Source organism: Streptomyces sp. NPDC097619 (assembly GCF_040302735.1).
GTDB lineage: Bacteria > Actinomycetota > Actinomycetes > Streptomycetales > Streptomycetaceae > Streptomyces.
Window position 1 is genome coordinate 49103 of record NZ_JBEOSD010000030.1, and the last position, 14150, is coordinate 63252.

The 14150-nt window shown below is 74.7% G+C and carries 12 protein-coding genes and 1 pseudogene; 4 read left to right on the top strand and 9 right to left on the bottom strand.

Annotation, left to right across the window (positions count from 1 at the left end; all coding sequences use genetic code 11):
• The first annotated feature begins 89 nt into the window (after positions 1–89).
• Positions 90–965 (top strand): SDR family oxidoreductase, encoded by an 876-nt coding sequence (locus ABTZ17_RS11485; RefSeq protein ID WP_352195347.1) that lies wholly within the window; start codon positions 90–92, stop codon positions 963–965.
• Positions 966–1065: 100 nt separating this feature from the next.
• Here the strand turns inward: ABTZ17_RS11485 and ABTZ17_RS11490 are convergent, their stop codons facing one another.
• Complete coding sequence (locus ABTZ17_RS11490) at positions 1066–1704, bottom strand: LysE family translocator (RefSeq protein WP_352195348.1); 639 nt, start codon at positions 1702–1704, stop codon at positions 1066–1068.
• 386 nt (positions 1705–2090) lie between these two features.
• Here ABTZ17_RS11490 and ABTZ17_RS11495 point away from each other — a divergent pair, with 386 nt between their 5' ends.
• Positions 2091–3572: a hypothetical protein gene (locus tag ABTZ17_RS11495; protein WP_352195349.1), complete on the top strand. Its 1482-nt coding sequence runs from the start codon at positions 2091–2093 to the stop codon at positions 3570–3572.
• A gap of 86 nt (positions 3573–3658) precedes the next feature.
• Positions 3659–4921 carry an ARPP-2 domain-containing protein gene (locus ABTZ17_RS11500; RefSeq protein ID WP_352195361.1) on the top strand — a complete coding sequence of 421 codons (1263 nt, stop codon included), beginning with the start codon at positions 3659–3661 and terminating at the stop codon, positions 4919–4921.
• 142 nt (positions 4922–5063) lie between these two features.
• Here ABTZ17_RS11500 and ABTZ17_RS11505 read toward each other — a convergent pair whose 3' ends face one another.
• The 8 genes from ABTZ17_RS11505 to ABTZ17_RS11540 form a co-directional block, all read right to left on the bottom strand.
• Positions 5064–6404, bottom strand: a complete 1341-nt coding sequence (locus ABTZ17_RS11505) for a phospholipase D-like domain-containing protein (protein WP_352195350.1) — start codon at positions 6402–6404, stop codon at positions 5064–5066.
• 127 nt (positions 6405–6531) lie between these two features.
• Positions 6532–7452 (bottom strand): DUF6891 domain-containing protein, encoded by a 921-nt coding sequence (locus ABTZ17_RS11510; RefSeq protein ID WP_352195351.1) that lies wholly within the window; start codon positions 7450–7452, stop codon positions 6532–6534.
• A 73-nt stretch (positions 7453–7525) separates the two neighbouring features.
• Positions 7526–8362, bottom strand: coding sequence for an endonuclease/exonuclease/phosphatase family protein (locus ABTZ17_RS11515; RefSeq protein ID WP_352195352.1), 837 nt, complete (start codon positions 8360–8362; stop codon positions 7526–7528).
• A 120-nt stretch (positions 8363–8482) separates the two neighbouring features.
• Positions 8483–9271: an amino acid ABC transporter ATP-binding protein gene (locus ABTZ17_RS11520; protein ID WP_352195353.1), complete on the bottom strand. Its 789-nt coding sequence runs from the start codon at positions 9269–9271 to the stop codon at positions 8483–8485.
• Positions 9268–10221 carry an amino acid ABC transporter permease gene (locus ABTZ17_RS11525; protein ID WP_352195354.1) on the bottom strand — a complete coding sequence of 318 codons (954 nt, stop codon included), beginning with the start codon at positions 10219–10221 and terminating at the stop codon, positions 9268–9270. Before ABTZ17_RS11525 ends, ABTZ17_RS11520 begins: the two co-directional genes overlap by 4 nt.
• Positions 10222–10231: 10 nt before the next feature.
• Positions 10232–11164, bottom strand: coding sequence for an ABC transporter substrate-binding protein (locus tag ABTZ17_RS11530; protein ID WP_352195355.1), 933 nt, complete (start codon positions 11162–11164; stop codon positions 10232–10234).
• Between the two features lie 216 nt (positions 11165–11380).
• Entirely contained in the window at positions 11381–12235 is an 855-nt protein-coding gene (locus tag ABTZ17_RS11535; protein ID WP_352195356.1) for an SAM hydroxide adenosyltransferase, read from the bottom strand.
• A 345-nt stretch (positions 12236–12580) separates the two neighbouring features.
• Entirely contained in the window at positions 12581–13204 is a 624-nt protein-coding gene (locus ABTZ17_RS11540) for a DinB family protein (protein ID WP_352195357.1), read from the bottom strand.
• Positions 13205–13285: 81 nt separating this feature from the next.
• Here ABTZ17_RS11540 and ABTZ17_RS11545 point away from each other — a divergent pair.
• Positions 13286–14150 (top strand): annotated as a pseudogene (locus ABTZ17_RS11545) (FUSC family protein); the annotation flags it as partial.

Below are 14150 nucleotides of genomic sequence, written 5' to 3' on the forward strand. Positions count from 1 at the left end.
CCGGTCACACCGCACCCCGCCCTCACCCTCCACCCCGCACGTCCACCTCCACCCCTCACCCGCACCTTCACGCTCACGACGGGAGCACGATGGGAAGACGCTGGCTGGTCACGGGATGTTCCTCCGGACTCGGCAGGGCCCTCGCCCTCGCCGCGGCCGAGGCCGGGCACGAACTGGCGGTCACCGCCCGCAAGACGGCCGACCTGGAGGACCTGGCGGCGGCCTGGCCGGGACGGATCGTCCCGGTGCCGCTCGAACTGCGCGACCCCGACTCCTGCGAACGCGCCGTCGCGACGGCCGTCGATCGGCTCGGGGGCATCGACCTGCTGGTCAACAACGCCGCCATCGGCCTGTTCGGAGCCGTCGAGGAGGTCTCGGACGCCGAGCTGCGCGACCAGTTGGAGACCCTCCTCGTCGGACCGTGGCGGCTGATCCGGCACGCCCTGCCCCTCATGCGCGCCCAGGGCCACGGCCACATCGTGAACGTCTCCTCGGTCGCCGGCCGGATCGCCTTCCCCGGCCTGGCCGCGTACATCGCCGGGAAGCACGCGCTCGAAGGGATGAGCCAGGCCCTGGCCGCCGAGGCCGCGCCGCACGGCATCCGCGTCACCGTCCTCGAACCCGGCATGTTCGCCACCCGCTACGGCACCTCCATGACCGAGACCCGCGCGCACCTCCCCGCCTACGACGGCACCAACCGCCAGATGCTCGAAGGCGCCCGCGGCATGGCCGACAGCCCGGAGACCGGACGCCCCGAGGACTTCGCGGCCCGCGTCCTGGAGATCGTCGGCTCGACGGAACCCACCCCGCTCCGGATCCCCGTCGGCGCGGACGCCTACGGCTACCTCGACCTCGCCGGTCACGCTGCCGCGGAGGAACTGGCCGCCGCCCGCGCCCTGACCAAAGGACCGCCGCCGCTGCCCCCGGGCGCCCTCCCGCCGCACACGCCGGTACCGGAGGACTGAGGACGGGCCCGGTCCCGGAGCCCCACAGGGGTGGGCTCCGGGACCGGGCCGAAGCACGCGACGCGCGGGCGCCGAGGGCTCGGTCCGCGCGGGCCGAGGCTCAGTCCACGAACGCCAGGCGGAGCCCGAAGGCGGCGATCACGCCGCCCGTGAGCCGGTCCAGGACGAGCCGGGCCCGTCGCGTCCGCAGCACCCCGCCCAGGGCCCGCGCGCACGCGATCAGGACGGCCGACCACATCAGCCCGAACACCACGTGCACGGAGGTCAGCTGGACCCCGGCGGCCAGGTGGCCGCCCCCCTCGGGCAGGAACTGCGGCAGCACGGCCACGTAGAAGGCGCCCACCTTGGGATTGAGGAGGTTCGTCAGGGTGCCCTGCCGCCAGCCGCCCGTGAAGGAGTCGGCCTCCGCGCGGTCGGGGGCCTCCGCCGCCGGGGCGGCGCCCTCCCGGCGGAACGTGGCGATCAGCATGCGCGCGCCCAACCAGACAAGGTAGGCCGCACCCGCCCAGCGCAGGGCCGTGTACGCGGCCTGCGAGGCGGTCAGGAGGGCGGTCACCCCGAGCGAGGTCAGCGTCCCCCAGACCAGGACCCCGGTCTGCACGCCGAGGACGACCCCCCACGCCCGCCGGTGCCGACCGAGCGCCGAGGTCCGCAGGACCAGCGCCGTGTCGAGCCCCGGGGTCAGGGTGAGCAGCCCCACGACGAGGGCGAAGGACCACAACGCGCCACTGGATGCCATGGCCGTGGAGCGTACCGGCCCCGACGCGCCCCCCCCGAAACGCCCCCCAAATGCGGTGGAGGCGGTGCGGGTCCGCTTGCTACCGTCGCCGGGCCGGCCGCGGGACTCCGGTGCGACTTCCGGAACCTGCCCTGACAGCAATGATTCGCAGCTCGCACCCCTCTTCCCCGGCCGGCACCCACCGGCACCCACCGACGCACCAGCCCCGTCGGCCCGTCGGCAGGCTCGGACGGTCGTGGACGACGGCCCCCATGGTGGCGGCCCGAGGAAGGACGGCGAGGATGGCACCCGGAACGGCAACCGAAGGCGATCGCCGCGCGAGCCCTCCCGATCCGGGTGCCGTTCCCCCTCCGGGCACCGGTCCCGGAGCCACGGCCGCGGACCGCGTGGCCGCCGACGACGTGCTCCTCTTCGTGAACGCGGCGATCACCGCCACCGGACAGCGGGAGTTCCACGGCGACGCCGGCGAACAGCGCCTCTCCCTCGACTTCCTGCACGCCTACATGCTCGGCAACCACCGCGCGCTGTACGCGGGCGTCCTCGCCCTGGACATCAACGACCACAACGCGGTCCTCATCATCCGCCGACTCCTCCGCACCGCCGCCGAGGCCGGCCCCGACCAGCGCCGCGCCGAAGGCCGCCTGATCGCCGGCCGGCTGGCCCTGCTGCCCCCGCAGCGGGTCTACGGACTCTTCGACGCGCTGCGTCGCGACGGCGTCAACAACCGCCGCACCCGGGCCCTCGTCCGGGACTGGCTGCGTGCCCGCCCCGACCTCTCCCTCGACGCCGTCAAGTACCGCGGCGCCCTGAAGCGGGCCATGCGGCACACCCACTTCTCCCCGGACCCCGGCCAGGAGGAGCTGCGGGCCTTCGTGTTCGCGCCCCGCGGCCGCACCCGTTACGCGACCCCGCTCTTCGAGGCGTGGCGCCGCGCCCACCACGAGCAGGGCGCCCTCTACGAGCTGCCCTTCACGGTGGCCGAGGGCTTCGCCGCCCGCCACGGGATCCCCCGGGCCGTGTTCCTGGAGCGGATCGCCCCCCGGATGACCCGCCTGGAGACCCTGCGCCTCCAGGGCTCCGCGCAGCGGCACGCGAGCGCCACCGGCCGCCGGGACGCCCTCCTGCCCACCGACCTCGGCCGCATGCCCCTGACCAGGCTGGCCGCGTACGTCCTCGGCCTGCCCCTCGCCGAACGGCGGGACCGCCGGGCCGAGCTGACCGACGCCCTCACGGCGGCGGCCGCCCGCACGGCCGGTGCGCACCGCGGGAGTTGGGGCACCGTCGCGGCGGTCCTCGACGACAGCTTCTCCTCCTTCGGCTCCGTGACCAAGCGGCGCCGGCCCCTCGCGGTCGCCCTGGCCTGCCACCACCTGCTCGCGGCCCTGGCCCGGCCCGGCGGCCACACCGGGCTGTGGACCTCCGGTGCCACCGACGCGCTGCTCGTCCGCCCGTACGGCACCACGCCGCTCGGCCACCGGATCCTCGACGCGCTGGACACCGGGCCGGCGCGGCTCGTGATCGTCTCGGACGGCTGGGACAACGCGCCGGCCGGTCTGGCGGGGGAGGTGCTGCGGGTGTGGCGGACCCGGCTCGACCCGGAGGGCCGCACGAGCGTCGTGCACCTCAACCCGGTCTACGACGCCGACGGTTTCGACGTGCGCCGGTTGTCCCCGACGGTGCCCACGGCGGGCATCCGCGACGCCGAGGACCTGCCCGCCCTCGTCGAGCTCGCCCAGTTCGCCGAAGGACGCACCGGGCTGCCCGACCTCATCGCCTACCTGGACGCACGGGCCGCCCGGCTCACCGAAGGCACCCGCCCCGCCGGGCCCGGGGAGCCGACGCCCGCCCGGAAGGAACGGACCCCGTGACCACGGCGCACACGCCCTCCCCGTCCTCCTCCCCGTCGTCGCCCTCCTCGTCGGGGGCCCGGCCCGGCACGCCCACCGTCCTCCACCTGTCCGGTCTGGAGACCCGACCCGCCCAGGTCTGGGGAGCCGTCCGGCTGGTGCCGCTGGTGCGCCGCGAGCCCGTGACGGACTTCCGCCTGCACCGGCGGCTCTACGAGGAGCCCCCGGAGCCCGCCCCCGGACGCCACCCGGCGGCCCGCCCGGACCCCTACCGGACCCCGGACCCCGAGAGCGATCCGTACCGGGCGCCGTCGGTCGTGGCGGTGGCCCCCCGGCGCACCTACACCGCCTACGTCCCGCACGGGTTCGTGGCCACGTGGACCCGCGACGGCACCCCGGCCGCCGCCTTCGGCACCCAGCTGTCGGACGGCACCACGGACGCGCCGCCCACCGCCATGGGCCTGCGCTTCCACCGGCGCACGGCCCGCCGCGAGGCCAAGGACCGTCTGCGGTTCCTGCCCCAGCACCTGGCCCTGGAGGGCTATCTCGCCCTGCACTTCGGGGGGCCCACCACGGCCTGGGAGGAATGGTCGGCGCGCGCCCTGGCGCAGGGGCTGTCGCCGCGCGCCGAGGAGGCGTACACGGGCGCCGGCGTCCGCGGACCGGCGGACGCCCTACGGGTGTTCGAGATCCACCCCGGCCAGTGCGGCCTGTTGCTGTACACCGGCGACGCCCTCGCCGCGGCCTTCGTCGTGCCGCACCCCGAGGACTACCGCGCCCTGCACCCGAGCCTCCTCCAGGACCTGTACGGGGAGCTCGTCCACCACTACGCCACCCTGATGCCGGCGGTCCCGGAGTTCCGGGCCCGCGTCGACGGCGCCGGCATCGGCTCCCTGGCGGAGCTGCGGGCCGCGGCCCGGGAGCAGGAGGAGGAGTGGGCGGCGTTCCACGATTCCGTCATGGCGGGCGGGCTGCTGGGGGCGGAGTACACCTGGGAGGAGGTGTACCGCGCGGGTCGGTTCACCCTGAGCCGCTTCCTGCCGTCGTTCCGCCGACGGGAGGAGAACCACATCGGTGAGGCGGTCACTGACGAGCGGGGCCGGTTCGTCTACCTGAAGACCTTCCGGCTCGGCGAACGGCAGGTCCGGCGCGGCCACTTGCTCGCCGTTCTGGCCGCCCACGACTGGCACCTCGGCGCCGCGGCCGCCGCCCTCGGCATCGACGCGGCGGCCCTGGGGCTGCGGCTGGAGTCCGCGGGCTTCGGTCACCTGCTGCGCCAGGACGTCCTGGACGGCTACCGGGCCGCCCGCCGCCGGGCGGGCGCCGGGAGCGGGCGACGCGGCGGCGCGGGCGGAACGGGCGGCCGGTAGGCCGTCAGCACACCGGTGGCCGACAGGCGGTGCGGTGACGGTCGGGGCGGTCTCCGGTGGCCGTCAGGCGCACCGCCCGGCGGTGTCGGGGCGGTCCGGTGCCGGGAGCACCCCGAGGGGCGTCCCGGCGCCGGGCGGTCGGTCAGGGGGCGCCCCCGTAGCCGGACTCCGCGGCCGCCGCGGCCCGCTGCGCGCGGAAGTTGGCGCGGTAGGCGTCGTGGACGGCGGCGTCCTCGTACTTCAGGTAGGTCTCGTCGTTGGCGGTGAGGGCGAGGCCGGTGAAGGTGTGGCTGCCCGTCCAGGTGATCTTCTGGTCCTTGACGCCCTTGTAGGCGCCCTCCACGAGCAGGTACTTGGTGTGGCTCGCGGTGCCGGCGGCGCCCGTGGTCGGGTCGGTGTGGTCGTCGTTGTTCAGACGGTGCAGGGTGATCCGGCCCAGCGCGGTGGAGCGGGTCAACCAGTACGCCGTCTCGCGGTGCTCTCCGACGGCCTCGTAGTCGGACAGCTTGCCGTACACCACGTCCACGTAGCAGCCGGCGTCGGCGAGCTTCCACAGCTCGCGGGCGACCGCGGGCCGGGAGATGTGCCCGTTGGCGATGCGGATCACGGTGCGGCCGTCGGCGGTGCCGTGCCCGGGGGTGTTGCCGTGGCAGACCGGGGTGGTGGGGGTGACCGGGGTGGCGACGGTCGTCAGGATGTTGACGACCACGTCCTCCGGGTTGCGGGGGAAGAAGTAGGCCTTCGCGGGCCCGGCCTGGACGTCCATGTCGAGGTCGGCGGCGCGCAGCGGGTCGTTGGGGCCGGTCTGCGCGGCGGCGGTGAGCCGGTCGAAGTAGGTGACGTAGCCGGTGTGCAGGGCGCTGTTGCCGACCACGGTCATGGCGTCGTTCCACAGCTCGTCGGTGTCGGCCGAGGTGAGGTTCCCCGAGGACTGCACGACGACGTCGTCGAGCGGGACCCCGGTGGTGGGGGAGCCGCTGCCGGTGGTGCGGGAGAAGAGGAAGAACTTGTTGTGGTTGACGCCGCCGGTGCCCTTCGCGAGGCACGCCTGGTTCGCGGCGCACTTCTTGAACCACGAGCTGCCGAACTGCTGTCCGGCGCCGGGCACCTTGGCGAAGGCGGTCTCCAGCTTGCTCTGCACGGTCTTGCCGGAGGTGCCCATCCAGGCGGCGTTCACGGAGTCGTCGTCGACGAGCACCTGCACGTTGACGCCGCGCTGGTGGGCGGCGGCGAGCTGGTCCGCGAGCCAGCCGGAGCCGAAGACGTAGAGGGATATGCGGATGGTGGAGCCGGGGGTGGCGCCGTTGACGAGGCGGCCGAGGTGGCTGAGGATGGCGCGCTGCTTGATGCCGCCGGGGTCCTTGGGGTCGTTGAAGACCGGGCCGGTGCTGACGTAGGTGGTCGGCTCGGCCGAGGCGGAGGGTGCCGCCAGGGCCGCCATGGCCGCCACGAGGAGGGTGGGCAGGATCCTGTTCTTGAACACCGCGAAACGATAGCCCGCCCACCGCCCTGCCCCGCACCACCCCCGCCGGCCCCCGCACCGGCTCTGACCTGGCCCGTTCCCGGACAGTCGGGGCCGCGGCGCGAAGGGTGCGAAGGGCGTGGAGCGGTCAGCCGACGAGGCGGCGGCGCCAGTCCAGCGGGGTGACGGTGATCGCGCGGGAGGGGTCCATGTCCCAGTCCGTGCGCAGCCCCACCTGCCCCAGGGCGGACACCAGCTCGTGGCCCACGGCCGCCGCGGTGTCCCCCTCCCCGTCGAAACCGCCGTACAGCAGCGTCAGTCCGTGCCCGGCCGCCGCGGACTCGGTGCACTGGCTGTGGAAGTAGACGTATCCGCGGGCGTCGGGTCGGCCCGCCGCGGCGATGTCGCCCTCGCCGCAGGTGCGGCAGCAGGCGAAGTTCTCGCGCGCGGTGATCCCGTCGGCCTCCAGGGCGGCGAAGGCGCGGGTGAGGCGTTCGGGATCGGTCTCGCCCTCCCAGCCGGACTGTTCCGCGACCCGCTCCGTCCACAGCCGGTCCGCGAGCCGCCGGGCCTGCGCGGGGGAGACCGGGCGACGGTCCTTCGTCACCAGGAACTCCTCGGCGATCTCGGCGAGTCCGTCCCGGGTGGTGTACCCGGCGGCCAGGACGGTGCGGACCTCGGCCTCCAGCAGCGCGAGGTCCTCCGCGGACAGTTCCAGGGGCGGCACCTCGGGTACGGGACCGAAGTCGAGCCGCTCCCAGTGCGCGGCCGTGTGCCGGTCGGGCTCGTGGCGGGCCCAGGAGGTGAGGAGCCGGGCGGCGGCCCCGGCGTCGGCGGCGATGGTCCCGAAGTGCCGGTCGGCGGAGCCGTCCCGGTACTCCACGGCCCACTCGGGGGCGCCCGCCCGGTGCCAGACCTGCGCGAACTCGTCCGGCAGGTCCGGTACCCGCTGGAGGACCAGCCATCGGTCGCCTTCCGCGCCGATGCGGGCCGTCAGGGCGGCCAGTTCCTCCGCGGTGGGGCGCAGGTGCCGTTCCGCGTCTTCCGTCTTCACCAGGATGTCGAGCATGGCCGCAGCCTGGCACGCCCCACTGACAGTGACCCGGGCGGGGCCGGGATGGGGTGACCCGGGGCGGTTCCGGTCAGCCGGCCGCCACCTGGGCCTCCACCAGGTCGTGGTCGGAGTGGGGGCTGAGGACCACCCGGTGCCCGGCGGCGGTGAGGCCCCGCAGGAAGACGTAGTCGAACTTGGCGCGCCAGTCGGTGGTCGGCTCGCAGCCCTCGGAGGAAGGGGGCCGGCAGGCCGGATCGGAGTCGGAGGCCAGGGCCCAGATCCCGGTCAGCTCGGCGGAGTCGGGGCGGGCGTTGAAGTCGCCGAGGACCACCGCCCGCCGGTACGGGGCGACGGCCGCGGCGAGCACGGCGGTCTGCCCGGAGCGGACGCCCTCCTGGCGGCGCTGGGCGAGGTGGGTGTTGAACACGCGTACCCGCCGGTCGCCGACGGTGGTCGTCACCGCGAGGTAGCCGCGGTCCTCGGAGCCGCCGTCGGGGTACTCCACCGCCGAGCGGTCCGTCATCGGGGTCGCCGACAGCAGGGCGTTCCCGAAGCCGTCGGCCCGCCAGGGCAGGCCCCCGCAGCGGCCCCAGTTCCGCAGCACCGGCCCGTACTCCACGTGGTAGCGGAGCCCGTACAGGCCCTCCAGGTAGTCCCGGATCCGGGCCACGTCCCCGGTGCACGCCTCCTGGAAGCCGATGACCTGCGGGGCGTGCGTGGCGATCTCGGAGGCCCGGTCCACATTGCTCGCCCCGCACGGGTTGCACAGGTTCCAGGTCATGACCCGGCCCGGCACGATCGCCCCGGCGGCGTCCGCGGGCAGTGGCCGGCCGAACCGGGACCCGTCCGGTGCGGCGGGACCCACCAGCAGCAGACAGGCGAGCACCCCGACCGTCGCGACCCACCGCGCGCCCTTGCCCCGCACCTGCGTCCTCCTCGCCCCGGACGCCCGGGGGCGTCGTCCTTCCGCCCGAGCGTAGGCGACCGGACGTGCGGGGGATCATCCCCCACCGGCCCGGCCGGGCGCACGGCGCGGGGCGGCGGGTCAGGCGCGGTCGAGGGAGCGGGCCAGGAAGCGGCGGGTCGCCGGCTCCCGCGGGTCGGTGAGGACCTGCTCGGCGGTGCCCTGCTCCACGATCACCCCGTCCTCCAGGAAGCAGACGCGGTCCGCGACCCGTCGGGCGAAGTCCATCTCGTGGGTGGCCATCAGGATGGTCAGCCCGCGCTGCTTGAGGTCCGCGACCACGTCCAGCACTTCGCCCACGAGCTCCGGGTCCAGGGCGGAGGTGATCTCGTCGAAGAGCAGCAGTTCCGGGCCGGTGGCCAGGGCGCGGGCGATGGCCGCCCGCTGCTGCTGGCCGCCGGACAGCCGGTCCGGGTGCTCCTTGGCCTTGTCCGCGAGGCCCAGCCGGGCCAGCAGCTCTCGGGCCTCCTCCTCGGCCCGGCGCCGGGGCACCCCGTGGACCTGGCGGGGCGCGAGCGTGATGTTGTCCAGCACGCTCAGGTGGGGGAAGAGGTTGTACGACTGGAACACGATGCCGATGCGCCGCCGGGCCACGTCGGGGTCCAGCCGGGGGTCGGTCAGTTCGCGGTCCCCGAGGTGGACGGTCCCGTCATCCACGGTCTCCAGGAGGTCCACGCAGCGCAGCAGGGTGGACTTGCCCGAGCCCGAGCCGCCGATCAGGCAGACCACCTCGTGCTCGGACACGTCCAGGTCGATGGAGTCCAGCACCAGCCGGGCCCCGTACCGCTTGCGCAGTCCGCGGATCCGCAGCAGCGGAGGGCCGCCGGGCGCGGGGTCGCCCGCGGCGGCCGGGTCCAGGGGGGCGGTCACCGGGCCGCCCCCGCCCGGGTGCGCTCGGCGGCCCGGCGCTGGAGCCGGTCGGCGAAACGGGTCAGGGGGATGGTCACCGCGATGAACAAGAGCGCCGCTCCCAGGTAGGGCGTGTAGTTGAAGTCGTAGTCGGCCTTGATCTGCGCGGCGCGCAGGGCCTCCAACGGCCCCAGGACGGCCACCAGGGCGGTGTCCTTCTGGAGCGCGATGAAGTCGTTGAGCAGCGGCGGGAGGACGTTGCGGACGGCCTGCGGCAGCACCACGTGCCGCACGGTCTGCCGTTCGTTCAGGCCCAGGGCCCGTGCGGCGTTGCGCTGCGCGGGGTGCACCGAGTTCAGTCCGGCCCGGAACACCTCGGCCACGTACGCCGAGTACGACAGGGTCAGCGCGATCACGCCGAGCACCCACGGCTGGGACGGGGTGCCCTGGAGCTCCAGGGCCGGCAGTCCGAAGCCGACGAGGAAGACCAGCAACAGGGTCGGGACGCCGCGGAAGACGTCCACGTACACGGTCGCGGCCAGCCGCAGCGGCTGGAGCCCCGGGGAACGGGTCACCCGCACCAGGGCGATCAGCAGGCCCAGGACGAGGATCAGCACCTCGGCGATCACGAACATCTGGATGTTCAGCCAGAAGCCCCGCAGGAGTTCGGGGAAGGCCGAGCGGAGTTCGGCGCCGTCGAGGAACAGGGCGCGGACCCGCTCCCAGCCGGGCGAGGAGACGGCCACCGCGCCCAGCACCACCAAAAAAGCGGCGGTGCAGAGGGCGGCGGTCCAGGTCTGGCGGCGCTTGCGGGAACGGCGGTAGCGCTGCCGTTCCCGCTCGTGCTCGCTCGGCACGTACGCGGCGCCGTCGGGGGCGGGCGGGGTCTTCACCGTGCTCCTGGGGGCCCCGGGGTCCCCGGGGGCCGTACCGGCGGTCGGCGGCGCGGCGGTGGTGTCGGGTCGGTCCACGGCGGGCCCGCTACTTCTTCAGCTCGGGGACGTTCGCCGAGGCGGACAGCCACTGCGTGGTGATCTTCGCGAGGGTGCCGTCGCTCTTGAGGGCCTCCAGGGCGCGGTTCACGCAGGGGGTGTAGCCGCTGTTCTTCGGCAGGAGCAGGCCGAACTGCTCGGGGGTGCCGCCCGCGTAGCCGAACTGCCCGACGATGCGGCCGTTGTCCAGCTCGGCGTTGGCCAGGTAGAAGACGGTGGGCAGGTCGGTCACGATCGCGTCGATCTGACCGTTCTTCAGCGCGTTCACCTCGTCCTTGGTGGTGTTGTACACGCTGGGCTGCTTGGTGGGCTTCAGCTGGTCCAGGACGGCCTGGTAGCTGGTGGTGGCCACCTGCACGCCGATCTTCGCGTCCTTGAAGGCGGCGAGGGAGTCGGCGCCGGCGAACTTCGAGTCCTTCAGCGTGAGCACCGCCTGGTTGGCCGTGTAATAACTCGTCGAGAAATCGACGGCCTTGGCGCGCTGCGGGGTGACGGAAATCTGGTTGATGTCGAAGTCGAAGTTCTTCGCGCCGGGGGCGTAGGAATGCGCGAAGGGTTCCACCACCCATTTCACGCGGTCCTTGGTGAAGCCCAGCTTTTCGGCCACGGCATAGGCGACGGCGCTTTCGAAGCCCTTGCCGTTGGAGGGGTCGTTGTCCTGGAACCAGGGCTCGTACGCGGGGGAGTCGGTAGCGATCGTGAGGGTGCCGGGCTTGTGCAGGGCCTTGCTGTCCACGGTGCAGGCGTCGCCCTGACCGGCGGTGCTCCCGGTGGCTTCGGCGGTGCCGGCGGCCCCTCCGGTGCTCCCCGGCTGGGGCGCGCAGGCGGCCGTGGCCAGCAGGAACGCGCCGGCGCCGAGGGCGAGGGCGATACGGGCGGGGGTGTGCGTGCGGCGCGGGCCGCGAGCGGGAATGCGGGACATCTTCGGTCCTAGGTGGTGAGGGGGTGGTCCGTGAAGGGCGGTACGGGACGGGGCCGGGGGCGCGCTCGGCGACAGAGGTCGGCGGCGCAGCGCACGTGGTCCACGTGGCGGCGGCGTACCAGCGGGGGAGTTCCGGACATGCGTTCCAGCATTCCGGTCGGCCGAGAGGGGCGTCAATCGCGTACGCCCCCGCCCGGGTAACGCCTTGATAACATGTCAGCTGATGAGATGGAATACCCGGTCGCCCTGGCGGAGACCGAATACCTCGGCGGCGGAGCCGCCCCTCACGACGAGTTCGGCGAATCCGGTGCCGGAGCTGCCCACCGTGATGCCGGGCTCTCCGAGCGGCACGTCCGGCAGTCGGTCGTAACACCGCACCGGCACCTCGCGGTCCTCGCGGCGGTTGCGCACCCGCAGCTCCTGCCCACTGCGGTAGCCGGGGAGTTCGGTGGCCGGCAGGTCCAACTTGCAGTTGCCGAAGTTGTCCACGACGGCCACCCGCACCCCGTCGGCCGCGGGTCGCTCCACGGCGAGCGGCGCGGAGGGGACGGGGCGCTCGTCCACCAGCCAACGGGCCAGCAGCGGCACGTACCAGAGGCTGCGGAACTGGGTCCGCGTGACCTCTTCCACCTCGGCCGCGCTCAGTTCGGCCCAGTCCGCGGCGGCCGCCTCCAGCACCTCACGGACGTCGGTCACCCGTACCTCCTCCAGGCCCAGGTACTCCGCGACCGGGGCCAGCACCCGGTGGCTCGCCGTGGTGATGACCAGGTGCCCGTTGTGGCGGAAGTAGCAGAAGGGCACGCCGTTGGGCCAATGGCCGTCCCGCGGCGCGATGTTGACCAGGATCACCACGGGAAGGGCCGGGCCGCCCGTCAGGCCGGTGGCCCGCAGCAGGTCGAGGAGGGTGAGGGCGGCGGCCCCCTCCGGGTCCGGACCGGTCAGCGGGAGCACCGTCGGGGTGGCCCCGAACAGGGCCCCGATCCGGGCGGACTGACGGGCCAGGGCGTTCGGGTCGGCACAGTCCGTGAGGGAGACGACCGGGAGCGTGGCGGCGGTGGTCGGTGTGGTCATGTCGGCTTCGCCTTCTGCTTCTGCTTCCGCCGGGGGTGGCGGTGGGTGGGCTGCTGGTTCGGGGGAGAGACCGGAGGATGCGGTTCCGGGAGGCGGGGGCCGGAGGGAGACGACCGGGCCGGTGCAAAAGAAAACGGACCCTCCGTCTCCGGAGGGTCCGTCGCGTCCTGTGCGCGCACGCGGCTTCGCTAGCGAAGCGCCTCCGGGGGCGGGGGCATCATTCGCATCATGGCGAGGCGGGCGGTCTGCTGCATGGCCGGAACCGTAGCAGCTCCCGACCGACTACCGGACCACGTGTCCACGGAGCGGACACCGACCGCCGCGGACCGGCCGGCGACGGGCCGCTCAGACCCCGGGGCCGGGGCGCGCCGCCGCCTCCCGGGCGGCCCGCTCCACCCGCTCGCGGTACGCCCGCCACCAGGCCGGATCCCCCGGGGCCAGGGCCGGGTTCCCCGGACCCAGACCCACCGCCCCGTCGATCAGCTCACGCAGCACGTCGGCCTGCCCGGCGTGCCGGTGGGTGTCGGCGATCACACGCACCGCCGCGTGGCGCAGCGTGAGCGCGGCCCGCTCCGGCGGCCACCACGGCACCCGCCCGACCGTCCCCGGGGGCAGCTCCGCCAGCGTCGCGTCCGCGTGCGCACAGGCCCGCCGGTACAGGCCCGTCACCGCTTCCCGGGACTCCTCGGCGCGCACCCACATGTCGGCGTTGGGCTCCGCGTCCACCCCGAGCCACGGCAGCTCCTCCGGGAAGGGGCGCCCGAAGACCTCCCCGAGATAGCCGATCTCGATCCCGGCCGCGTGCTTCACCAGCCCGAGCAGGTTCGTCCCCGTCGGCGTCAGGGGGCGCCGCGCGTCGTACTCGGACAAGCCCTCCACCTTCCACACCAGCGCCGCCCGCGCCTCCCGCAGGTACCGCAGGAGCTCCGCCCGCCCGTCACCGCCGTCACCGCCGGATTCCGTCACCATGCCCCCAGTCTGCTCGCCGGATCCGGGACGGGGCACCCGTGCCGGGGTGTGGGCCCGGGTGGATGGGCCGATGCTGGTGACATGGGAGCCGAGGGTGTCGGCGGGTCCGGGGGCGGGCGGAGGCTGCGCCGGGCCTCCGGGGGGCTCGGGGCGTACGCGGCGGCGGGACGGAACTCGCTGCGCATCACCCTGGCCGCCGGCGCCGCCTTCTACCTCTTCCTGTACGGCTTCGGGCAGACCGTCGCCGCCACCTACGCCCTGTTCGCCGCCGTCGCCCTGGCGGGACTGTCTCGGATCCCGGGCACGGGACGGCAGCGCGCCGCCGTCCTGCTGCGCCTGCTCCCGATGGCCTGGCTGCTCGTGGTCGTGGGCACCTTCCTGGCCGTGCGGACCTGGAGCGCGGTGGTCGGGATGCTGGTCATCGGCTTCGGCCTGGCCTTCGTCGCGGCGGGCGGGCCCCGCCCGGCCGGAGCCGCCCCCGGCCTCCAACTCCTCTACATCCTCCCGTCGTTCCCGCCGTACGCCCCGGACACCCTCGTCGAGCGCCTGACGGGCACCACCGCGGGCATCCTGCTGCTGGTCCTCGCCGAGCGGTACCTCTTCCCGGACCCGCCCGCCCTGCCCTACCGCGAGCTGGCCGCCCGTGCCGCGGACACGGCCGCCCGGTGCGCGCGGGAGCTGGCCCGGGACCCGTACGCCCTCGATCGGGAGTCGGCGGACTCCGCGGCCCGGGCGGCGGAGTCCCTGCGACCCTCACTGGTGCCCGAGGCGGAACGCCCGGCGGGCCCCGCCGTCCGTTCCCGGGCGCTCGCCCACACCGGCATGGCGGCCCGCGCGCTGCTGAACCGGCTGGCCCGGCTCCCCGTCACCCCGCCGCCCCGCACCGGGGCGCCGCGGCCGGGCCGCGGGGGGGCCGGGCCCCGGAGGCCGGGGCCGCCGCGGCCCC